At 55.6% G+C, this 23,610-nt stretch carries 18 protein-coding genes; 8 read left to right on the top strand and 10 right to left on the bottom strand.

What is annotated here, in order from left to right; all coding sequences use genetic code 11:
• Positions 1–2 precede the first annotated feature (2 nt).
• From R6U90_RS02065 to lexA, 3 genes are all read right to left on the bottom strand, one after another.
• Complete coding sequence (locus R6U90_RS02065; RefSeq protein ID WP_410350999.1) at positions 3–1,199, bottom strand: pyridoxal-phosphate-dependent aminotransferase family protein; 1,197 nt, start codon at positions 1,197–1,199, stop codon at positions 3–5.
• Positions 1,200–1,322: 123 nt separating this feature from the next.
• Positions 1,323–1,805, bottom strand: coding sequence for a DUF5615 family PIN-like protein (locus R6U90_RS02060; RefSeq protein ID WP_410350998.1), 483 nt, complete (start codon positions 1,803–1,805; stop codon positions 1,323–1,325).
• A gap of 9 nt (positions 1,806–1,814) precedes the next feature.
• The gene (gene lexA / locus R6U90_RS02055) at positions 1,815–2,279 is read right to left on the bottom strand and encodes a transcriptional repressor LexA (protein ID WP_410350997.1); all 465 of its coding nucleotides are present in this window, start codon (positions 2,277–2,279) and stop codon (positions 1,815–1,817) included.
• Between the two features lie 145 nt (positions 2,280–2,424).
• Here lexA and R6U90_RS02050 point away from each other — a divergent pair, with 145 nt between their 5' ends.
• From R6U90_RS02050 to asd, 3 genes are read left to right on the top strand one after another with little or no spacing between them, the layout of a single operon-like run.
• Positions 2,425–3,081, top strand: a complete 657-nt coding sequence (locus R6U90_RS02050; RefSeq protein WP_410350996.1) for an SCO family protein — start codon at positions 2,425–2,427, stop codon at positions 3,079–3,081.
• Positions 3,082–3,085: 4 nt separating this feature from the next.
• Entirely contained in the window at positions 3,086–3,565 is a 480-nt protein-coding gene (locus tag R6U90_RS02045) for a copper chaperone PCu(A)C (protein WP_410350995.1), read from the top strand.
• A 4-nt stretch (positions 3,566–3,569) separates the two neighbouring features.
• Positions 3,570–4,460: an archaetidylserine decarboxylase gene (gene asd, locus R6U90_RS02040; RefSeq protein WP_410350994.1), complete on the top strand. Its 891-nt coding sequence runs from the start codon at positions 3,570–3,572 to the stop codon at positions 4,458–4,460.
• 241 nt (positions 4,461–4,701) lie between these two features.
• On the opposite strand, the gene epmA is transcribed toward asd, so the two are convergent.
• Positions 4,702–5,670 (bottom strand): EF-P lysine aminoacylase EpmA, encoded by a 969-nt coding sequence (gene epmA, locus R6U90_RS02035; protein WP_410350993.1) that lies wholly within the window; start codon positions 5,668–5,670, stop codon positions 4,702–4,704.
• Positions 5,671–5,680: 10 nt separating this feature from the next.
• Positions 5,681–6,250, bottom strand: coding sequence for an elongation factor P (gene efp, locus R6U90_RS02030; RefSeq protein ID WP_310693067.1), 570 nt, complete (start codon positions 6,248–6,250; stop codon positions 5,681–5,683).
• Positions 6,251–6,352: 102 nt separating this feature from the next.
• Between efp and epmB the strand changes: the two genes are divergently transcribed.
• The 3 genes from epmB to R6U90_RS02015 all read left to right on the top strand — a co-directional run bounded on the left by epmB (position 6,353) and on the right by R6U90_RS02015 (position 11,587).
• Complete coding sequence (epmB, locus tag R6U90_RS02025) at positions 6,353–7,360, top strand: EF-P beta-lysylation protein EpmB (RefSeq protein ID WP_410350992.1); 1,008 nt, start codon at positions 6,353–6,355, stop codon at positions 7,358–7,360.
• Between the two features lie 146 nt (positions 7,361–7,506).
• Complete coding sequence (locus R6U90_RS02020) at positions 7,507–9,363, top strand: hypothetical protein (RefSeq protein ID WP_410350991.1); 1,857 nt, start codon at positions 7,507–7,509, stop codon at positions 9,361–9,363.
• A gap of 142 nt (positions 9,364–9,505) precedes the next feature.
• Positions 9,506–11,587, top strand: coding sequence for an EAL domain-containing protein (locus R6U90_RS02015; RefSeq protein ID WP_410350990.1), 2,082 nt, complete (start codon positions 9,506–9,508; stop codon positions 11,585–11,587).
• A gap of 30 nt (positions 11,588–11,617) precedes the next feature.
• Here the strand turns inward: R6U90_RS02015 and R6U90_RS02010 are convergent, their stop codons facing one another.
• Both R6U90_RS02010 and R6U90_RS02005 read right to left on the bottom strand, forming a co-directional pair.
• Complete coding sequence (locus R6U90_RS02010; protein WP_410350989.1) at positions 11,618–12,856, bottom strand: DUF1015 domain-containing protein; 1,239 nt, start codon at positions 12,854–12,856, stop codon at positions 11,618–11,620.
• Between the two features lie 34 nt (positions 12,857–12,890).
• Positions 12,891–13,820: a M48 family metalloprotease gene (locus tag R6U90_RS02005; protein WP_410350988.1), complete on the bottom strand. Its 930-nt coding sequence runs from the start codon at positions 13,818–13,820 to the stop codon at positions 12,891–12,893.
• Positions 13,821–14,075: 255 nt separating this feature from the next.
• Here R6U90_RS02005 and R6U90_RS02000 point away from each other — a divergent pair, with 255 nt between their 5' ends.
• Both R6U90_RS02000 and R6U90_RS01995 read left to right on the top strand, forming a co-directional pair.
• Positions 14,076–15,623: an adenylate/guanylate cyclase domain-containing protein gene (locus tag R6U90_RS02000; protein ID WP_410350987.1), complete on the top strand. Its 1,548-nt coding sequence runs from the start codon at positions 14,076–14,078 to the stop codon at positions 15,621–15,623.
• Positions 15,620–16,693 (top strand): hypothetical protein, encoded by a 1,074-nt coding sequence (locus R6U90_RS01995; RefSeq protein WP_410350986.1) that lies wholly within the window; start codon positions 15,620–15,622, stop codon positions 16,691–16,693. Before R6U90_RS02000 ends, R6U90_RS01995 begins: the two co-directional genes overlap by 4 nt.
• A gap of 280 nt (positions 16,694–16,973) precedes the next feature.
• Here the strand turns inward: R6U90_RS01995 and parC are convergent, their stop codons facing one another.
• The 3 genes from parC to R6U90_RS01980 all read right to left on the bottom strand — a co-directional run bounded on the left by parC (position 16,974) and on the right by R6U90_RS01980 (position 23,595).
• Positions 16,974–19,220, bottom strand: coding sequence for a DNA topoisomerase IV subunit A (gene parC, locus R6U90_RS01990; protein ID WP_410350985.1), 2,247 nt, complete (start codon positions 19,218–19,220; stop codon positions 16,974–16,976).
• 201 nt (positions 19,221–19,421) lie between these two features.
• Positions 19,422–21,314, bottom strand: a complete 1,893-nt coding sequence (parE, locus tag R6U90_RS01985) for a DNA topoisomerase IV subunit B (protein WP_410350984.1) — start codon at positions 21,312–21,314, stop codon at positions 19,422–19,424.
• Positions 21,315–21,534: 220 nt separating this feature from the next.
• A complete protein-coding gene (locus R6U90_RS01980; RefSeq protein ID WP_410350983.1) occupies positions 21,535–23,595 on the bottom strand; it encodes a methyl-accepting chemotaxis protein in 2,061 nt (686 codons plus the stop codon).
• Positions 23,596–23,610: the final 15 nt, after the last annotated feature.

The raw sequence follows: 23,610 nt of genomic DNA, 5'->3' as shown, positions 1-23,610 counted from the left end.
CATTAACTGGCTTGCGCGGCGCCTTCCAGCACGGCTTTGGCCGCCGGTACGGCCACGCCGCTTTTGATCGGCGCGTTCATCTTGCTCAGGACTTCGTCCAGCGAGTTGAGACAGTACTCGATGTTGGCCGGGTTGCTGGCGTGGCCCATCAGGCCGATACGCCAGACCTTGCCGGCCAGGTTGCCGAGCCCGGCACCGATTTCCAGGTTGTAATCGTTCAGCAGGATGGAACGCACTTCGGCATCATCCACGCCTTCGGGAATGGTGACGGCATTAAGCTGCGGCAAGCGATCGCCTTCTTTGACCACGAAGCTCATGCCCATCGCTTCCAGGCCGGCCTTGAGCGCCTGATGATGATGCTGATGGCGAGCCCAGGCGTTTTCCAGGCCTTCTTCGTGCAGGATCAGCAGCGCTTCGTGCAGACCGTAAAGATTATTGATCGGCGCGGTATGATGGTAGGCGCGCTTGCCGCCACCGCCCCAGTAACCCATCACCAGGCTGAGATCGAGGAACCAGCTCTGGACCTTCGTCTTGCGGTTTTTCACGACCTCGGCCGCGCGCTCGCTGAAGCTGACCGGCGACAGTCCCGGCGGTGCGGAGAGGCATTTCTGGGTGCCGGAATAGATGGCATCGATGCCCCACTCATCCACCTTCAGCGGGGAACCACCCAGCGAGGTGACTGCATCGACGATGGTCAGACAATCATGCTGGCGGGCCAGATCGCACAGGGTCCTGGCATCGGACTGGGCGCCGGTGGATGTTTCGGCATGCACGAAGGCCAGTATCTTGGCATCGGGATTCGCCTTCAGGGCCGCTTCGACTTTTTGCGAATCGACCACGGTGCCCCACTCGTCCTCGACCATGACGGCCGTCGCGCCGCAGCGCTCGACGTTCTCCTTCATGCGCCCGCCGAACACGCCGTTCTGGCAAACGATCACCTTGTCACCCGGCTCCACCAGGTTGACGAAGCAGGTCTCCATGCCGGCCGAGCCGGGCGCGGAGACCGGAAAGGTGAGTTCATTTTTGGTCGCAAAAGCGTACTGCAGCAGTTCTTTCATCTCTTCCATCATGCCGATGAAAGCAGGATCGAGATGGCCGATGGTCGGCCGACCCAGGGCTTCCAGGACCCGCGGACTGACATCGGAAGGACCCGGGCCCATCAGGGTCCGGTGGGGAGGAATGAATGATTTCATAAACAATACCTGTTCTTTTGCTCCGGGAAGCTCCGCGGAAGGTTGATATCCGAGTAAAAAACTCCAGTATAAAAGGTTTGCGGCGGCTTGTCCCGGGCGGATTAACGCCGGGAGACAGAAATGCTCCAGCTAGACGTTTGCCCGGGCGGGAGCCCCCAATGTTTGTTGCCATTGTTTGAGGCGATGGCGCATGCGCCGCACGTGACTCCCTTCCCAGTAGACCTTGTTACAGGTGGGACAGTATAGCGTGCCGGCCTGGCCGCGCACATCCGCGGGCATCTCGAGCTGACGGGGCTCATTCGCCGGGCGCAGCACGGTATTGCAGACCAGACAACGGGTAAAGGGGCGATAGAGCCAGTCGATGGGTAGCTGCCGGGAAAGACTGGCGGCACATTCTTCAAGGTTATTACCTTCCAGCAAGATCACATGGCCGGGGGCGCGGCGGTATTCGAGCAATTTGCGATCGCGGGTGAGGAGTTGGCGCTGTTCAGCGATGGCCTCGCGCAGCAATTCATAGTCGTCGCGGCCATCATTTTCAATCAGCGTGTCGTAACCGGCGGCCCGCAACCAGCTACCAAGCCGTTGCAACATTTCATCACAGAGAAATTTCACCGCCACTGCTCAGTCGGCCGAACGGATGACTCCCGAGACGATCCCCAGAATCTGCACATCCTGGTTCTTGAGATAAATTGGCTCCATATCGGGATTGGCCGGTTGCAGGCGAATACCGTCATGCTCGACGTAGAATTTTTTTAATGTCACGCTCTCGCCGTTAATCATGGCCACCACAGTCTGACCGTTTTCGGCAGTCTCGCGCTTTTCGATCACGATGACATCGCCGTCCTCGATATTGTCGTCGATCATCGAATGGCCGCGTACCCGCAAAGCGTAAGTATTGCGACGCACCATGTTGGCCGGGACCGAAATCCGCTCGTCCTGCTCGCACAGGTCCATGGGCCGCCCGGCGGTCACCTCGCCCAGCAGAGGAATACTCAGCATGTCGTCAGCAAATATATCCAGGGCTTCGAGCTGCGGACTCCAGACTGGACGTTCCTTCTTGGGAATCAGATAGTTAATATTTGACATTGAGGTAATTCCTTAGGTATTTTTCCTAACCTTAGCCGGGATAAACAAAATATTCAAACCTCACAGCCCGACTTCGGAACCTTCTTCCTTCGCCACAGCCTAATGCAGGGTCCTGTTGCTCACTGATTCATGAGATAATACCGCTATGTCTGATACCCGAATTCCCAAGTTCGTCAGTTATCCCCTCATCGCCCTGGTGGCCGTCATCGCTGTCTGGCTGGGTATCTGGCTCTCCCTGCAGGAGCAGCGAAGCGGCATTCCCGACAATATGGAAGCGACAGTGCTGCCCGAGGCGCGCCAGCTTCAGCCATTTGCCCTGCAGGATCATCACGGGCAGCCATTTGGTCTGGCGCAACTGGAAGGCCAGTGGAGTTTTCTGTTTTTCGGCTTTACCAATTGCCCCGATATCTGCCCGGCGACCCTGCATACCATGAAAAGCCTCTGGCAAAAACTGCCCACCGAACCGGGTGAACCGGGTCATCCGCAACTGTTTTTTGTCTCGGTCGACCCGGATCGTGACAGCCTGGATACGCTGAGGCAGTACGTGACCTATTTCGATCCCTCATTCGTCGGTGTGACGGGCGAACTGGATCAAATCGATAATCTGACCGGCCAGCTTGGCGTGTTATACGGTTACGACGACAAAAAGAGTGACAACCCGCTCGACTACACCGTGAACCACAGCGGCCAGGTACTGCTCATCGATCCGCAGGGCCGCATGCGCGCCGTGCTCTCCCCGCCCCATGATTCCACCACCATGGCGCGTAATTACCAGATCATCACAGACTATTACGGAGATTAAAATCATGTTGCGAGTTCGCCCGCTTTTGATGTTCGCCTTGCTGGCCGCGAGCCTGGCTCCGGGTATGGCCATCGCACAAACTCTCACCTTTGAAAATGCCTGGTCCCCCGAGGCACCGCCGGTTGCACCGGTGATGGCCGGTTATGTCCGGATCAGCAATGATGGCAGCGAGGATGTCACGCTCACCGGTGCCCGTTGCCCCGACTTTTCCAGGGTGGAAATTCATGACATGGTCGAGCGTGATGGCATGATGCGCATGATTGAACAGGAGCGTCTGACCATCCCCGCCGGCGGGCAGGTGGAACTGAAACCGGGCAGCCTGCACATGATGCTGATGAAACCCCGGCGAGCCATCAAGCAAGGGGAAACCCTGGAAGTAACCTTTGAAACCGCCAGCGGCGAATCCATCCCGGTAAACTTCGAGGTCAAACCCCAGTCAGCGCGGGATCAGCAACCTGACAACCATCAACACCATCACCATTGAAACGATGGCCTTTTTTCCCCTGACACTGGTGCGCCGCGCACAACAGGCCGCCTTTGTGGCCCTGCAATATGCGCTGCCCCATCACCTGCTCTCGCACCTGATGTGGCGCCTGACACGGATTCGTATTGGCTGGTTGAAGAACTTTTTCATCCGGCAATTCATTCGCCTGTTCCGGGTCGACATGAGCGAAGCGCAACAACCCGATCCGAACGCCTATCCCGACTTCAATCACTTTTTCACCCGGGCCCTGGCCGCCGACGCCCGGCCGCTGGCCGTCGGTGAGGGGAATGTCATCTGTCCGGTCGATGGCACGGTCAGCCAGCTGGGCCGACTGGAATACGAGACCCTGTTTCAGGCCAAGGGCCATCGCTATTCACTGTCCCACCTGCTGGCGGATTACAGCGAGGCGGTACGAACCTTTCAAGATGGCTCCTTCGCCACGCTGTACTTATCTCCGCGTGATTACCACCGGATCCACATGCCGCTGTCCGGTACCCTGCGCGAGATGATCTATGTTCCGGGACGGCTGTTCAGTGTCAACCCGACCACGGTCAGCCGGGTGCCGGATCTCTTTGCCCGCAACGAGCGGGTGATTTGCCTGTTCGACACCGACGCCGGCCCCATGGCCATGATCCTCGTCGGCGCTATCTTCGTCGCCAGCATCGACACCCTCTGGCATGGCACCATCACCCCGCCGCGCGGCAAAACCGTGCAGCATTGGGATTACCGCCAGCACCCCATACACCTGCAACAGGGCGAAGAAATGGGCCGCTTCAACATGGGCTCCACGGTAATCCTGCTGTTCGGCAAGGACGCAGTAACCTTCAGCGACCAGATCGCCGCCGAGGGCCACGTGCAGATGGGGCAGCTTCTCGGTTCCTGTGCAAATAGCTAGGTCGCTGGAAATAACGCGGAGGACGCGGAGGCGCAGAGAAAATCGAATTATTTTTCCGGACTTACCTGCCGGCTTCCAAATAAATAAAGTAAGCAATTAATAAAGCAAGTGGCAAAACCCCTGTTACGTTTGTGATAAAACTATCTCCGCTTCGTCTGTACTTTCATTTAGCAGGAAACACAATAATTTTTCTCCGCGACTCCGCGCCTCTGCGACCTCCGCGTTTATGACATGACTCTAACTAAGCACGTTCAATGCTGAAGCTGAGCACGTCGCGGATGTCGTCTTTCCCGCAGGCAAGCATGAGTAATCGATCGAGCCCCAGGGCGACGCCGGCGCAATCGGGCAGGCCGTGTTCCAGGGCGGCGAGAAATTTTTCATCCAGCCCGGACACAAAGCGTCCCTGTTGCCGGCGTTGCCGCTGATCGTGTTCGAAGCGCTGGCGCTGTTCGGCCGGGTCCTGTAACTCATGATAACCGTTGGCCAGTTCCAGGCCGTTGAGGTACAGCTCGAAGCGGCTGGCGACGGTGATGTTGTCCTGTTGCTGCAGGCGGGCCAATGCGCTCTGGCTGGCGGGATAGTCATAAATGAAGACCGGCCGGTTGGCGGGCAGTTGCGGTTCGATCGCGTGGGTGAGTAACAGGTCCAGCCAGCTGTCACGATCCATCACCTCATTACTCACGATATCGATATGCTGTTGCCGGGCGAGTTGCTGCAACTCCGCGACCGAGCAGGTAAAGGGATCCCGTTGCAGATAATGGTGAAAGAGATCGCGATAGCTGAACTTGCAGGTTTCATCCAGCGAGCAGGCATCGGCCAGCAAGACTCTGACCAGCTGTTCCAGTTCGTGCATCAGCGCGTGATGATCGAACCCCGGCCGGTACCATTCGAGCAGCGTGAATTCGGGATTGTGGCGACGACCGGCCTCGCCGGCGCGAAACACCTTGCAGACCTGATAGATGGGCCCGCTGCCGACGGCCAATAACCGTTTCATCGGGTATTCGGGGGAGGTGTGCAGATAACCGTCCGCACCGTCCAGCGGAACGCGTAGACTGTCGATGTGCACATCGGTCACGGCCTGGTGTTGCAGGATTGGTGTCTCGACCTCCAGCACATCGCGTTGCGCAAAAAAGGTCCGCAGCTGTTGCAGCATGCGGGCCCGCTTTTGCAGGACCGCGACATCGGCACCCGGTCGCCAGTCCGTGCTCATGGATTAAGGATCACTCCTTCACGCGACCGACGTATTCCCCTTTGCGGGTATCCACCTTGATCTGTTCGCCTTCCTCGATGAACAGCGGGACCCGTACCACCGCGCCGGTATCGGTAGTGGCCGGTTTGCCGCCACCGCTGGCGGTGTCGCCCTTGACGCCGGGATCGGTCTGGGCAATGGTCAGCACCACGTGGTTGGGTGGCATGACACTGATGGGATTACCGTTCCACAGGGTCACGGTGCAAACGTCCTGTTCCTTGAGCCACTTGGCGGCATCACCCACGGCCTTTTCATCCGCGGCGACCTGCTCGAAGGTTTCAGGGTGCATGAAATGCCAGGCCTCGCCATCGTTATACAGATACTGCATATCAGTATCCATGACATCGGCCGCCTCGACCGAATCACCCGACTTGAAGGTTTTTTCCAGCACCCGGCCGGTCAGCAGGTTGCGGATCTTGACCCGGTTGAAGGCCTGCCCCTTGCCGGGTTTGACGAACTCGTTTTCGATAATCGTACAGGGGTCTCCGTCGAGCATAATCTTGAGACCGCTTTTGAATTCATTGGTGCTATAGGTTGCCATGGAGGTCCTCGTTTCCTGCTATACCGGTTTCTCGATCGTTACCCACACCGGCGAATCCGGTACACTGGGGCGGCAATCAAGCCATTAAAACTCGAATCCCCTATGATAACGCGAACTCCCCCCCTGTGGCATACCGCCGACTGGCAAAAATCTCTGGCCAGGGCCATTCGGGATCCCCGTGAGCTGCTGGCGACCCTGCAACTGCCCGACAGCCTGCTGGTGGGTGCCGACGCGGCCGGGCAGGACTTTCCCTTGCTGGTGCCCCGCGGCTACGTGGCCCGCATGCGGGTCGGCGATCCGCAGGATCCGTTGCTGCGTCAGGTGTTGCCGCTGGAGGCGGAAGGACTCCCCGCGCCGGGGTATGTGGCCGATCCGGTCGGTGATCTGTCAGCCATGGCGCGTCCGGGCGTTCTGCACAAGTACCACGGTCGGGCACTGGTAGTCGCCACCGGAGCCTGCGGGATTCATTGTCGCTACTGCTTCCGGCGCCATTTTCCCTATACCCGGGCCAACCCCATGCCCGAGCGCTGGCAACAGGTCCGCGATTACCTGCTGGCGGATGAGAGCATCGAGGAACTGATCCTCAGCGGCGGGGATCCGCTGAGCCTGGCCGACCACCGTCTCGCGGGACTGCTGGAGGCCGTGCAAAACGTGCCGCACCTCAAGCGAGTACGCCTGCACACCCGCTATCCCGTGATTCTGCCCGAGCGACTCACCGGCGACCTGCTGGGTCTGTTGAGCGCGCTGCCCCAACAGGTCATCCTGGTCATTCACGCCAATCACGCCAATGAGATCGACGCCAACGTCCGACAGGCGCTCGTCCCATGGCGTCAGGCCGGGATCACGTTGCTTAATCAGGCCGTCCTGCTGCGCGGCGTCAACGACAGCGAGTCCGCTCTGGCCCACCTGAGCGAAGCACTGTTTGCCGCCGGCGTGCTGCCCTATTACCTGCATCAGCTGGATCCGGTACAGGGCGCGGCCCACTTTGCCGTCGACGACAACCGGGCCCGGACGCTGGAGACGGCGTTGCGCAACCGATTACCGGGTTACCTGGTCCCGCGCCTGGTGCGTGAACAGGCCGGCGCCCCCGCCAAGACACCACTGGTCTGATACTGTCCACCGCCGGTCATTTCCTGCCCCTGAGACGATCAGTCAAAGCGCAAAATTTACTCCTGATAATCTTGCGATTTGTGACATAGTAGACGATTTGTGGTATTGAAAGTCCCAGGGAAGGGACCAAAAAAAAAGGGGGGGCCGTGAGCCGAGCACCAGGACTGGAGATACCCGAACAGCGAAAGCCGGGCCGGCACGATTTAAATCTGCGTCCCAAAAAGGTGGAGGCCTGGCTACAGAGCCTGCCCAAAGCCAATCTGGGCGAAACTGCCCGCCAGATCTATCAGCTGTTGAACCAGACCAATCAGTTAAGTTACTCGTTTGTGGAACGCTATCATTTCCTCGAGCAAATGCGTGAACCGACTCACTATGTGACCGATTCAATGCGCAAACACTTTCTCGGGATGACCTTCCCCCTGCCAGATAAAAACCGCAGGATTGCCGCTGCCACCGGGGAAATTTATTCGGCTATGGCCACCGGATACAAAATCGCCATTGAGGAAATGAGCCACACCCACCCCCTCTTCCAGGACAAGAAGCTGCTGGCGACACTGTTACAACGGGCCCTGTTCTATACCGGTCGCAACCTGGTCACCGCCTACCAGATTTACAGCCCTTGCGGGCCGCGTCTCTGGCAAGAACTGCACAGACTGTACGCCTGGGCTGAAACGCGAAAACTGCACAAAACCGTGGTGAACGACTATCAACACCAGAACGGCGATAAAACCAGTTCCCTGAACGAGTATCTGCGCCTGCTGTTGCTGGCGTTGGCTTCCCCTTACCAGCTACGCCAGGGAGAAATCCTCAAAATCTATACCGCGCTGGAACGCTGGACTCCGCAGCTGGAACTGCGTCCCCTGAATCTGGCCAGCACGGGCGACAGACAGAACCACTTCCTGGTCCGGCTCGATCGGGATGCCGCGCCCCGCCCCTCGGCCTATGCGGTTATCCGTGAGGAACGCCGGGCCCATTACCGTATTCTGGATACCGAGCAGCTGACCCAACTGCTGCGCGATGAAATTCGCAATAATGAAGAAGTCGTTTCCACTACCCTCACCAGTGTCGACCTGGGGCGCCCCGATCTCTCCCATGATCTGATGCGTCGTCTCCTGGTGGCCTGGGGGACCGAAGCCAAACGCAGCTTCCCGCGCAGCCCAAAGCAAGAGGCGGTAGAGGTCACCATCGGCCTGAGCGCCACCCACCGCTTTCTCAATCACCTGGCCCGGCATCAGCAAGGCAAGCAGGACCTGTTCGAACACCGTGCCCATTATGAAAGCCAGGAGATCAAAAGCCTCAATGAGCCGCAGCACGATGTGTGGGACATGATTTATCAGACCGACTCTTCCAGCTTCGATACCAGCAGCATCATGCCCCTGGTCAACGAGGAACTGGCCCGGCATGAGGCACCTGCCGAGGCTGATGAATCAGGGCTGGATCGGGATGCCGGACACTATCAGGCCGGCAGCTGGCTGATTCTCAATGAAAGTGCCAGCGGCTATTGTCTGGAATACCATGATGACGATACCACCCGGGCGCAGGTCGGGGAGCTGGTGGGTATCCGTCGAGACCAGAACGGCAAGACCCTCAAATGGGGCATCGGGGTGATCCGCTGGCTGAAGTTCGCCGCCGAACAGCCGCAAGGCTTGGCCGGCAAGACCGTGCAAATGGGCATCGAAATGCTCAACCCGGCCGCCGTCGCCGTCGGTATTCGCCCGGCCGCCGCCAGCAACGATCCGGATAATTACCAGCGAACCCTGATGCTGCCCGAGATCCGCGCCATGCATCAGCCTGCCACCCTGATCACCGGTCCGGTACCCTGGCGTGCGGGGCAACATGCGGTGATCAACATCCAGGGCAGAGAAATGCCGGTGGTTCTGACCCACTCCCTGCAAAACACCGGATTATTTGCCCAGTTCCAGTTCCAGTCCCAGAATATCGAACACCAGGAAAACAGCAAAACGGAAGAAGATACTCTCTCGCAGGTCTGGTCCAGCATCTAATCCCTTCTCAAGCTTTTGATTAGCGCGGCCGATAGCCTATTCAGGCTGCAAGCGGCTTGCCCCGCACGCCTGAACAGTGACATGATAGCCGCTACGAAAAATCCGTTAATACAAGAAAAATCAAACAGCTAAGGGATTTACGGTGAGTGACGCGGACCTTCTGAGACTCCTGACCATTTTCGACAATAGCGAGGAAGCCGAAGGGTTGATCAATACCCTGCGCAATGCCGGACACATCATCCGGGATATTCGTGTCGAGGACGAGGAAGATCTCGAAAAAGCCCTTGAGGAAAATCCGGTGGATATCATTCTGGCCAAACAGGCCACGCCATTGATTACCGCGAAACAGACGGTCGAATACATCATCAAATCCGGGCGGGATATTCCGGTCATTGTTGTCACCTCGACAGGAGAGCTCGACAGCGCGCTGGAAGCCATGCAAACAGGCGCCCGGGACAGCCTGGAACTGGGCCAGAACGAACGGCTCAAACTGCTCATCAAACGCGAAGTCGCCGATCTCAAAAACCGGCGCGGCCTGCGGCGCAGTGAAAAAATGCTGCATGAGTCAGAAAAGCGCGCCCGGGATCTGATCGATAATTCGAGGGATGCCATCTCCTACGTTCACGACGGCATGCATATTTATGCCAATAACGCCTATCTCAAGATGTTCGGCTATGACACGCTGGAAGATATCGAGGGCGTGCCTATTCTGGATATGGTCAGCAACGAAGACCATGCCAAAATGAAAGAATTTCTACGCAAGTATTCCAAGGGCCAGAGCACCGACGATACCCTGGAAGTGCATGGCCAGACACTCGATGGCAACAAATTCAAGATCATCATGGAATTCACCACTGCCAGTATGGAAGGCGAGGCCTGCTCGCAAATCATCATTCGCGATCAGTCCACTACCAGGGAACTGGAAAAACAGCTCAATGTCCTGAGCAAACAGGATCTGCTGACCGGCCTCTACAATCGCAACTATTTTCTGGAACAGGTCGACAAGGTTGTCGCCAAAACTGTTGAAGACAAAGCCCAGGGAGCATTACTGTATATCGTGATTGACGAGTTCGAGAAACACAAGGAAGAACACGGAATATCCGGTGCAGACCTGCTGCTGACAGATGTCGCCGGAATGCTAAAGAAAAAAGTGGGCAACATGGGCACCCTGGCCCGATTTGAAGGTCACCACTTCACCTTTTTGCTGACCGGCATTGATCTCAAGCAGGCGGAAAAAATTGCTGGCGGGCTGGTGAAACTGATTCAGGATCACTCCTCGGATATTAATGGCAAGCTGGTCAGTGCCAGGGCCAGCCTCGGCCTGGCGCATATCAATGAGACTGTCAAAAACACCCAGGAAGCGATCAACCGCGCCATCAAGGGTTTCCACGCCGCCGAAAAAGCCGGTGGCAACCAATACTATATCTATAACCCGGCGGTGGAAGATCTCGAAGAACAGGAACAGATTGCCCACTGGTCACACCGTATCAAGGAAGCACTCAAACATAACCAATTCAAGTTGCTCTTTCAGCCGATAGTCAGTCTGCATGGTGAAAGCGGCGAACATTACGAAGTTCTTGTCCGTATGCTCGACGAGCAAGGGGAGGACCTGTCGCCGTCGGAATTCATCCCCGCAGCCAACCAGGCGGATCTGATGAAATATATCGACCGCTGGGTCATTGCAAATACTTTTAAAGTACTGACCGAGCGTACCCAGCAACAGAAGCAAACCCGATTTTTTATCAAAATATCCCAGGGCTCGCTAATTGATCCGGAATTCCTTCCCTGGGTTTCAGAGCGCATCAAATCATTAAGACTGGATGTCACGCTGCTGGTATTCGAATTGAGCGAAGACACGGCATTGAACAATATCAATGCCGCAAAAGGATTCGTCGACGCCTTCAAACAACTCAATTGCCGCACTGCGCTGGAGAATTTCGGCATCGAGCAGAATACTTTCCAGTCCATGAAGCAACTACCCGTCGATTATATCAAGATCCACGCCAACCTGATTCAGAATCTGGCCCAGAATGTCGAGAATCAGGACAAGGTCAAGGAAATCACCAACGAGGCCAGCCAGCGCAATATGCGTTCCATCGCTGCCAGTGTAGAAGACGCCAACAGTCTGGCCGTGCTCTGGCAGTGCAGTATCGACTTCTTCCAGGGCTATTTCCTGCAGGAGCCCGATACCAGTCTGAACTATGACTTCGAAGAAGGCTTCTGATCTGCACTTTTCACCCGACTTCTCACTGAATCAATCCAGCATGTGAGAAACCAGCCCGTCAGCCAGCTTGGGTTCGAACCAGGTGGATTTGGGGGGCATCACCTCTTCGGCGTCAGCTACCGCCATCAGTTCGGACAGGGCGGTCGGGTAGAGGGCAAAGGCCACCTGCATTTCACCACTGTCGACCCGTTTCTCCAGTTCGCCCAGCCCTCGTATGCCACCGACAAAGTCGATGCGCTTGTCGCGACGGGGATCCACAATACCGAGTACCGGATCGATCAGGTTATTCTGTAACAGACTGACATCGAGCCGCCCCACGGGGTCCTGTTCCGGAATCTGTGCCGGCTTGATCGTCAGACGATGCCACTGTCCGGACAGGTACATACCAAAATCGCCGGAACGCTCAGGTTTAACCTGCCGATCACTGGTCTGCACGTCAAACCGTTCTTCCAGTTGCTTCAAGAACGTCGCCTGTTCCAGACCGTTAAGATCACGCACTACGCGGTTGTAGTCCAGAATGTTCATCTGATTATCCGGAAATATGACTGACAGGAAATAGTCATGGCTGGCCTCATTATCCCCGTTGGCTTCGCTATTGCGCATTTCTGCTACTCGCGAGGCCGCTGCGGAACGATGATGGCCGTCGGCAATGTACAGACAGTTCATTGCCTCAAAGGTTTTGGTAATAAGGTCAATATCCTTCGGCCCGGTAATGCGCCAGAGTCTGTGTTGCACACCATCATCGGCGGTCAGATCATAAAGCGGTGAGGCCCCGCTGATCCGGTCGCCAAGTGAATCGATGGTGGCATTATGCCGATAGGTCAGGAATACCGGTCCGGTCTGGGCATTCAGGGCGTCAATTTGCCTGACCCTATCAGCTTCCTTGTCGGGTCGGGTGTGTTCATGTTTACGAATCCGGTTGCGATCGTATTCGGCAATGGAGGCGACCGCCACCAGGCCGGTCTGGACATGCTCATTCATCTGTAACTGATACAGATAATAACAGTCCTGCGGCTCTCGTATAAGAATGCCTTTGTCAATCAGCTCCTGCAGATTATCAGCGCCCTGACTATATACCTGTTCAGAATATGGATCCGTGCCTTCAGGCAGATCGATCTCAGGCCTGGAAATGTGTAAAAAACTGTAGGGGCGACCCTCGGCTTTCTGTCTGGCTTCTTCGGTGTTTAATACATCATAGGGCGGGGCAATAACAGCGTCGGCGTGTTCCGGTACCGGCCGCAGGCCGGCAAACGGGCGAATCAAAGACATACAAACTCCTCGGTTTTCCTGGTTTATTATTGGTTTATGTCTGTGTTTGAACTGTGAGTTTATCCTGACACTGGTCATTCTGTCGACGCAAGGCCCCCAGTCTTTCAAACAACATAGGATGGCTGTTAAACAACTGCATGAAACGGAATTTAAGTCGTCCGGACAAACCAAACGCCGCCAGTTGCTGCCTCTGACCGGGTGACACCATGGAATCCAGACAAAGCAGGGCCGCACGCATTTGTGTGTAACCGACCAGTTCCGCAGCCTGGCGATCGGCCCGGTATTCGCAATGCCGACTGAAACGCATGATCAGCAAGCTGGCCAGCCAGCCTCCCACCAGTTGCAGAACCACCATGATCGACCTGTAAATTACACCGCCGACAGCATAACCGGGCCAGACCTGGCTCGCCAGTGTATCAAGTGTCCTGGCAGGCATTTCAATAAAGACCGTGAGCACGCCTTGCAACAGGGCCAGCACCTGTACATCACCATTGGCTATATGACTGATTTCATGCGCCAGAACCGACTCCAGTTCCCGCGGAGTTAAACCATGCGCCAGTCCATCGCTCAGAACGATGGTCGCCTTGTCTCTGTGTAATCCCAGTGCAAAGGCATTGAACTCACGAGAAGGATAAATGGCGATTCGCGGTGGCACTATCCCGCGTCTCAGGGCCAGGCGGAATGAGGTAGTATGCAACCACTGTTCCAGACCACTGAGCGGTTGTTGCAGATGACGGGCTTTGAGAATTTGCCGGCAGTAAAGCCGGGCAGCAAAAAGACAGATCAGGCCGGCGGCAGAGACCAGCGCGATCAATAATCCAGGCAGCGAAAGAGGGCCCGGCCCCCATCCCTGCGCATATAATAACCATAGCCATGGAAGGCCGCCCAGCAACAGTGCCATGGCGACCGCGACCAACATTACAGCGGACTTTAGCCAGTCTGTCATGACCTCAACCTTGCGCATCTCTCTGTCCTGGCGTTTTCAACGCCTTTTATACTCCATCCCGATATTTTATGACACAGATCACAAAATTATCGGCGGCTCACCAGGTTTCTCAGCAATAGGCGCAACCCGGCCGATTATGCTTTAATATATAAGGGATTATACCTCTCTGGGAAGGACCAGAATCATCAAATCGGAGATGCCTCCGACTGTCTGGCCAGCGTACCTGTCGCCGGGGCGCAGGCAGCGTAATGACTACCCGGATAACAGGAAACTATGGATTCACCCTCGACACAACGCAGCATCATTCATCGCATCAAACGCTGGCGGGTGCGGTCCGGCTTCCGACTGCGCCGGTTTGTCCACGATCGGCTGCCGGAATATTTTCCCATTGCCTATAAACTCTCTCTGATTATTACGCTGCTGATCAGCGGCGGGATGATCATGCTCGGCCTGGTTATCGTAACCAATCAGACTGAATTACTGCGTGGCCAGATGGATGAATTTGGTCAAACTATGGTCAACCAGGTTGCCGAGTCCTCGAAGGAGCTGGTCCTGTCGGACGATACACTGAGCCTGATGGTCGTAATCAGCAATCTGGGGACAAATGAAAATGTGCTCGGGGCGAGCATTTATTCCGACAATGGCGAGGTCCTCGCGTCTTCCGGCGCCAATCCCTCCGGTGACATCATCAATCTTTACGGCAAGTCAACCCATATTGGGAATAACAGCTATAGTGTAGCCTGGCAATCATCCAGAGATGCCGGCACATACACCAGCGCGCTGGCTTTTATAACGCCAATCCGCTTTCAGGGGGTCATCGCCGGTCATGCCCTGGTCAGTTTCAGTGAACAGGCGTTGAACGAGTCGATCCAGCACACAATCAGTGCCATTGCAGCCGCGACCATTCTTATGATTATCCTGGGCATTATTATTGCCTTCATAATGGGGGATCGCCTGTCTCGACCTATACACCAGCTAATGGATGCCAGCAAGGCGATTGGCAGCGGTAACTACGGCTATCGTATTCAGGAACGGCGGAACGATGAAATCGGTTATCTGACTTCGGCCTTCAATGACATGGCAAAAGGTTTACTGGAAAAATCCCAGGTGGAAAACGCATTCTCCCGCTATGTCTCGCCTAATGTTGCCAAACAGATTTTGTCCAATCTTGACTCGGTTCATCTGGGCGGAAAACATATGGAGGGAAGTGTACTGTTTGCTGATATTGTCGGTTTTACGAGCATGTCGGAAAAACTGCCTCCAGATGAAGTCGCAGACCTGCTCAATGAATATTTTTCTTATATCTCCATAGTCTGCCAGCTCTATCGTGGCACAATAGACAAATACATGGGTGACTGTGCCATGATTGTATTTGGCATTCCGGATAACGATGAAGAACATAAATTTAACGCTATAGCCTGTGCTGTAATGATTCAACGCCTGGTTGAAACCCTTAACGCGCGAAGAATACGTGACGGAAAATATCCTATCCACTTCCGCATCGGAGTCAATAGCGGGGTCATGCTTGCTGGCAACATGGGATCTCCTGAGCGCATGCAATATACTGTCGTTGGCGAGGCAGTTAACCTGGCATCCCGGCTTCACACAGTTGCCGAAAAGGGACAGATCATCATCACCGAGCCTTTCTACAAGGACAGTGATATCAACTGGCGTCTTCTGGCCCAGAAACACAAATCCATTCACCTGCGAGGTATTGCCGAACCTGTATCCACATATATCGTCAACGATATCACGCAAACTTACCGGACCACCATGGATGCCCAGTTGCGTGAGATTCTATCCGGCAAAAGTGTTGCATGAATTTTCTTCGCATCCTTGTCATTTTCAGCCTCTCCCTCTCCTTCACGGGTTGTGCCTACCTGCACTCCTTTGATTCCAATCTGCCGGAAAAAATCGACCAGTGGATTGAAGAGGAACAATATGGCAAGGCTATGGACACCCTGGAACATGTCCGCGAGGATAACCGTAATTACGCCCTGTTGATGAAACAAAAGGCACGGATCCTGTCACTGGCGGCAAAACTGGCGAAAGAAACTATCGCGCGTGCGCGGCAGCTAGTTGCCAGGAACGAGTGGTATAACGCCTCTCAACTCTATCAGGAAGCATTGCGTAAATATCCTGATAGTGAAGCACTGCAAAACGCATATGAGGATTTTATTAATAAACGCCAGACATACCTGGCGGCCCTTGAAACCCGGCTGTTAATTAACAAAGGCAACTGGCTGAAACAAAATGCCTCCATTTACAGCCGGGTCAAAGCGGCCCTTCCGGATAATTACCGTTCTGTTGACGGCATCCGCGACTACGAAAGCGATCAGCGGCGGACAACACAATCACTGGTTGAATGCGCTCTGACGGCGGACAGCGCCGACAACATTAATCTGGCACGTCAGTGTGTGCTCCTGGCGGAACGCCTGGAGCCGGCATTAAAACAAGACCCGCGACTGGCCAGCATTCGCGAGCGCATCGGGGAGGCGCGAGAAGCCCGCCTTACCCAATATAAAGACCTGATTATTGATCTCATGGCTGAGCTCAGACAGGGCAACAGTCTGGATAATCTGCAACGGGCCCGGGATCGCCTGCAAAGTTCGGGACAGTACGGTACACTTGACGATGAAACACTGGAGCTGCTCGACAATCTCCGCAAACGTTTGCAGCAAGGCATCAATCAGCGCATGGAGTCGGCACGCCGTCTGTACAGCCAGGGAAAGATACAGCAGGCACTGCAAATCTGGGAATCACTGCATAGCATCGACCCGGGCAATCAGCAACTGGAAGCATACATCGAACGTGCCCGGCGAGTACTCGAAAAACTTCAGCGTCTGCAGCAGGAAGGCAGTGTGATTAGCCCGCCGGCCCTGCAAAACTGAGACTTTTTACTGCCAGTCGACAGGGTTCGGTATTTCGGCGGTGATACCTGTTCTGGTGTGGTGTGGTGTGACGTAACAGGAAAAAGCCTGTCTCTCGCAAAGACGCCACGGCGCCAGGAGATCGGCCATGGCTCATACTCAGCGCGCTCTGCCTATTTGCATCTTTGCGTGAGTATTATAGCCGGACATCATCGTGACCAGGAGTACGGTGCGTGGGACGCACCTCTCCCTGGAATAGCCCCCTCCGGGGCTTTCGTCATATTAGGTAGCAGCTGGCTTGTTACTCTTCCACCGGCTCCATGCGTGTCACGTTACGGAATCCCTGCGGTAGTTTGATACCTCGCTGGGCCCGTTCGCCTTCGTAGGGTTCCATTTCTTTCGGCTTGAGCACCTTATGCCTTTTGCCCGAATAGATCCTGAGACTGTCCTGCTCTTCGAGCACGGTCACTGCCGTGGCGTATTCTTGCCCGCTTTTCGCCTTGGCCGGGGGGATATTCATGATCTTGACACCCTTGCCCCTGGGGAGCACCGGCAATTCGTACACATGATGAATGAGTAGCTTGCCTTCATTGGAGACCATCGCTACCCAGTAAGTCTCCATGTCGGTGACCGGTACCGGCGGCAGGACCCTGGCCCCTTCGGGGACTTTCAACATGGCCTTACCCTTCTTGTTACGGGTAATCATGTCTTCCAGCTTCGTGACCAACCCGTAACCATGGCTGGTCGCCAGCAATACGAGTTGTTCGGGACTGCCGGTCACCACACCGCAGAATATGGCACCGGAGGGTGGGGTCAGACGACCGGTCAGTGGCTCACCCTGACCTCTTGCCGATGGTAAGGTATGAGCGGGCAAAGCATAGGTGCGCCCGGTAGAGTCGATCACCACCGCCAGCTGATTGGATTTGCCGCGCGCACTGTTCAGACAGGCATCACCGGACTTGTAATTGAGTTCAGTTGGGTCCACCTCATGTCCCTTGGCGGTACGAATCCAGCCTTTTTCCGACAGGACGATCGTCACCGGATCCGCACTGACAAGTTCGGTAACATCCAGTGCCTGGGCCGCTTCACGGGTGACGATCGGTGAGCGTCGCTCATCGCCGTATTCCTTCGCCACTTCCTTGAGTTCCTTCTTGACCAGGGTTTTGAGACGTTGCCTGGAGCCAAGAACTTTCTCCAGTTCGCCCTGCTCCTCTTTCAGTTCTTTTTGTTCGGTGCGAATAGTCATCTCTTCAAGCTTGGCCAGATGCCGTAACTTGAGTTCGAGGATCGCTTCGGCCTGTTCATCCGTCAATCTGAAGCGTTTCATCAGGACCGGTTTAGGCTTGTCATTCTCACGGATAATCTTTATCACTTCATCAATATTTAGATAGGCAATCATCAGGCCGTCAAGAATGTGGAGTCGCTTGCTGACCTTATCCAGACGATGCTCAAGACGCCGACGTACAGTATCTGTACGGTAGCTGAGCCAGTCATTAAGCATATCTTTCAGATTACGCACCCCGGGTCGACCATTGAGGCCGATCACATTCATGTTCACCCGGTAAGTCCGCTCCAGATCGGTAGTTGCAAACAGATGTGTCATCACTTCATCCGCCTCCACCCGGTTGGAGCGAGGCACGATCACCAGTCGGGTCGGGTGTTCATGATCCGACTCGTCGCGCAAATCAACGATCATGGGCAGTTTTTTGGCCTGCATCTGGGCTGCTATCTGTTCCAGTATTTTTGCCGGTGAGGTCTGGTGTGGCAGCGCGGTGATGATAATGTCATCTTTTTCCCGCTCGTAACGGGCCCGCATACGAATTGAACCGTGACCGGTTTCGTACATTTTCACCAGATCGTCTTTCGGGGTAATGATCTCCGCGTCGGTGGGATAGTCCGGTCCGGGCAAGTGCTTGCAAAGTTCCTTGACGGTGGATTTGGGGTTTTCCAGCAGATGAACCGACGCATTAAGCAACTCGGTAAGATTATGTGGCGGAATATCGGTGCTCATTCCCACAGCAATGCCGGTCGTTCCATTCATCAATACATGGGGAACTCTGGAGGGCAGGACTTCCGGCTCATTCATCGTACCGTCAAAATTGGGCACCCAGTCAGCTGTTCCCTGTCCCAGCTCGGACAACAACAGATCCGCGTAGCGGGACAAACGGGCTTCGGTATAGCGCATGGCCGCAAAGGACTTGGGATCATCCGGCGAACCCCAGTTGCCCTGGCCTTCCAACAAGGGATAACGATAGGAAAATGGCTGCGCCATGAGTACCATGGCTTCATAGCAGGCGCTGTCGCCATGGGGATGGAACTTACCCAGGACATCACCCACTGTACGAGCCGATTTTTTGAACTTGGAGCCCGCTTTGAGTCCGAGATCGGACATGGCATACACAATACGCCGCTGCACCGGCTTGAGACCGTCCCCTACATGCGGCAACGCCCGATCCATGATGACGTACATCGAATAATCAAGATACGCCCGCTCGGTAAACTCCTTTAACGGCAGCAGTTCAATATTTTCTTCGAATTGATTGCTCATCGATACTCGTCACTTACTGAAAGTCGTTTAATTAACGCGGAGTACGCGGAGGCGCAGAGCCGCGGAGTTATAATTTTTAATGTTAAATTATGAATTGGTAAGCTGCATCTAACTAAAGATTCAACATTGAAAACTCAAAATTATTTTCTCTGCGTCTCCGCGACTCTGCATCCTCTGCGTTATTTCCCAGTGACATATCTACTACACATCGATGTCCGCCAGGTCGCCTTTTTGCTCCAGCCAGGCGCGGCGATCGCCCGCCCGTTTCTTGGCCAGTAGCATATCCATCATTTGCTGGGTACCGTCACCGCTTTTTGTCACCAGCCTGGCCAGGCGCCGGGTGTCCGGGTCCATAGTCGTCTCACGTAACTGCAAGGGATTCATCTCGCCCAGGCCTTTAAAGCGGGTGACCTGTACCTTGCCTTTGATTTTTTCTGCCACGATACGATCCAGGGTACCCTGGCGCTCGGCATCATCCAGTGCATAGTAAGTTTCCTTGCCAACATCAATTCGGTAGAGCGGCGGCATGGCGATATAGACGTGACCTGCATCCACCAGCGGTTTGAAATGACGCAGGAACAGCGCCGTCAGCAAGGTCGCGATGTGTGCCCCGTCAGAGTCAGCATCGGCAAGCACGATCACCTTGCCGTAACGCAGGCTGGAAAGATCCTCGGAGCCGGGATCGACCCCCAGGGCGACAGAGATATCATGTACTTCCTGGGAGCCCAGTACCTCGGCCGGTTCCACTTCCCAGGTATTCAGAATCTTGCCGCGCAACGGCATGATCGCCTGGAACTCGCGATCCCGTCCCTGTTTTGCCGAGCCGCCGGCTGAATCCCCTTCGACCAGAAACAACTCGGTGCGACTCAAATCCTGGGCCGAACAATCGGCGAGTTTGCCCGGTAAGGCCGGTCCCTGGGTTACCTTTTTGCGTACCACCTTGCGTCCGGCACGCAAGCGGCTCTGGGCATTATTAATGGCCAGTTCGGCGATCTGCTCACCCAGGTCGCTGTGCTGGTTCAGCCATAAACCAAAGGCATCCTTGACGACACCAGAGACAAACGGCGCCGACTCCCGCGAGGAAAGCCGCTCCTTGGTCTGGCCGGAAAACTGGGGATCCTCGAGCTTGACCGAGAGGATGTAACTGAGTTTTTCCCAGATGTCTTCCGGTGCCAGTTTGACGCCGCGCGGGATCAGATTGCGAAATTCGCAAAACTCCCGCACCGCTTCGGTCAGGCCGGTACGCATGCCGTTGACATGCGTGCCGCCCTGGGCCGTCGGAATCAGGTTGACGTAACTTTCACTGACGTTGATCGAACCGTCGGGCACCCAGGCCAGCGCCCAGTCGACGGCTTCCAGGTTGCCACTGAAACTGCCCACAAAAATGTCCGGGGGCAGCAGTTCAACACCACCCAGCTCGCCCTTGAGATAATCACGCAGACCATCTTCATAACACCATTCGATTTCTTCCTTGCCGGCTTCGTCCTTGAAGGTAACAATCAGACCGGGACATAGCACGGCCTTGGCGCGTAATACATGTTTGAGGCGCGGCACGGAAAACTTCGGGGAATCGAAAAACTTTGGATCGGGCCAGAAACGCAGGGTGGTACCACTGTTGCGTTTTCCCACACTGCCAATCTCTTCCAGGCTCGATTTTTTATCACCGTTGGCAAAGGCGATGTTGTATTCCTTGCCATCGCGTTTGATCCAGACCTCCAGGTGTCTGGACAGGGCATTGACTACCGAAATCCCGACCCCATGCAATCCTCCGGAGAACTGGTAGTTCTTGCTGGAGAACTTGCCGCCGGCGTGTAACCGCGTCAGGATAACTTCCACGCCCGGGACTTTTTCTTCAGGATGCATATCCACCGGCATACCCCGCCCGTCATCACTGACCTGCAGGGAACCGTCCTTGAACAGCACCACATCGACCCGTTTCGCGTGACCGGCAATAGCCTCGTCAACACTGTTGTCGATGACTTCCTGGGCCAGGTGATTGGGACGCTCGGTCTGGGTATACATGCCCGGGCGTTTGCGCACCGGCTCCAGGCCGGTCAAAACTTCAATAGACTCAGCAGTATATTTGGCGTTCATAACTTAATCGTTATATCGAATAGACGTTCACCGGTCACTGACCGGCGCGGATATTACGCAGCGATTCTACGGGGGATCGGGGCAGGGAGCAAAATGAATCGTGCCGATCGGGGGCACGATTTTGCACCAGCAACTAAAGTAGCCACCTCGCAACAGGCCGAATGACGACGTCAATACCGTGCCGGCCTTATCTGGCACCTTCCGCTGCAGCGGCAAGGCGTCAGACCTTGAAGCGACCGACCAGGGTCTGCAGTTCCGAAGAAAGTCGCGCCAGATCATGACTGGCGGTTGCCAGCTGCTCGGTACTGTTGGAGGAGCTGTCTGCCACGTGAGTGATATTGACAATACTCTGGTTGATCTCCTCGGCTACCTGGCCCTGCTGGCGGGCCGCTTCAGCAATTTGCTGATTCATGCTGGTAATCCGGTTGACCGCCTCGGTAATACTTTGCAATGACTGGCCAGCCTGCCCCGCCTGTTCCACACTGGATCCGGCCTGGTTGCGACCTTCCTCCATCACTCTGACCGCATCCCGGGCGCCGGTCTGCAGCTTGTCAATCATCTGTTTAATCTCTTCGGTCGACTCCTGGGTGCGGCTGGCCAGATTACGCACTTCGTCAGCAACCACGGCAAATCCCCGCCCCTGTTCCCCGGCGCGGGCCGCTTCAATGGCGGCGTTCAATGCCAGCAGGTTGGTTTGTTCGGCAATTCCCTGGATGACTTCCAGGACGGTACCGATCTGCTCGCTGTCTTTTTCCAGGTGATTGATAACATTGGCAGCCTTTTCCACTTCCGAGGCCAGGCGATCAATCGAGTCAATCGTGTTATTGACCACCGAGCGACCTTCTATCGCCTGGTTATCCGCATTGCCGGCTGCCTCGGCTGCCGACTCGGCATTATTGACAACCTCCTGCACGGTAGCGGTCATCTCGTTCATGGCAGTGGCTACCTGCTCGGTTTCATTACGTTGCTGATTCACCCCCTCGCTGGTTTCGTTGGTGATGATGGACATTTCCTCGGCAGCCGATGCTATTTGCGTGGTAGCGCCGGAAACCTGCTTGATAGTCTCCTGAATCTTGTCGGCAAACTTGTTGAAGGCGGTCGCCAGCTGAGCCATTTCATCCTTGCCCTGCACCTCCAGGCGCCGGGTCAGATCGCCCTCTCCTTCGGAAATATTTTCCATCGCGGTAACCGCAGCTCGCATGGGCCGGGTAATCAGTCCCGCCAGCAACAGACCGCCGCCCACACTGACAATCAGGCCGATAATCAACAGCGTGCCGACCAGTCCCCGGGTGGCCGACACTTCCGTCAGCAATGAACGGGAAGAGGCTTCCACTTCGGTGCGCTGTTCATTAACCAGCCAGTCGATATCGGTTTTAATCGCCTCAACCAGCGGCCCGATCTCGGTACGGATCAAATGGGAGTCGGTTCGCCACTGGTCGCCACTGTGGATCCTGAACAGTTCATCCTGAACAGCGATATAATTTTGCGCCAGAGTTCGGATCGACTCCACCGCGTCCAGCTGTTCAAAAGTCAGTAGCGCCTCCCGGTCGGCAATTTTATCCAGCGCCTCGAGAAAACCTTCGCGATAGAGTTTGACATTGGACATGTTGGAAGGGCCACGAAAGGAGATAAAGGCGCGGTTCTCATTCAGCACGTTCATCCAGATCTGACGCAGTTCGACCATTTCCAGGAGCAGCTCACGACGTTGTGGTGTGGCCGGTTCTGTGCTTTCGGAGCGGATCATCTGGCTCAGATATTGCTGGATCTCGGCCGCCAGCGGGGCCATCTTTGAGGAGGAAAGACCGATACCGGGCTGGTTCTGGTCAAAGTTGCTTGCCAGCTCCAGCATCCGGGGTTTGTAGGTGGCGTATTCGGCAATGTTTCGGGCAATATCGTTAATGCGTTGCTCGATTTGCGGGGCATCTACCCGTTCAGTCAGGGCTTTTAACTGGTTCAGTTCAACGTCCAGTTCCCGCAGATTGCGTTCATACTCCTGTTCATCGTTTTCTTCCTTGCTCAACAGATAAAAGCCCAATGCCGCGCTGGTGCGATCGAGCCGGTCCGCCAGCTGCATCGAGGCCAGGACCATCGGCTGACTGACCTCCACGACCTCGCCGAGTTTGTTCTGGGCCCGGTTAAGACTAGTCAGGGCCGTAACAGAGACAATCACCAGTAGCACGGCCATACTGCCGAAACCCAGCCACAGCTTGTGACTGATCTTGAAATTTGCGAACAGGGACTGAACCGGACTCCAGAAAGGGGTTTCGTTCGACCGCGACATGTTTCACCTCCGTCT

It is taken from the genome of Thiohalophilus sp. (assembly GCF_046483665.1).
Classification (GTDB): domain Bacteria; phylum Pseudomonadota; class Gammaproteobacteria; order UBA6429; family Thiohalophilaceae; genus Thiohalophilus.
Note: the sequence above shows the minus strand (reverse complement) of the source record. Positions and strands in the feature narration are given on the sequence as shown.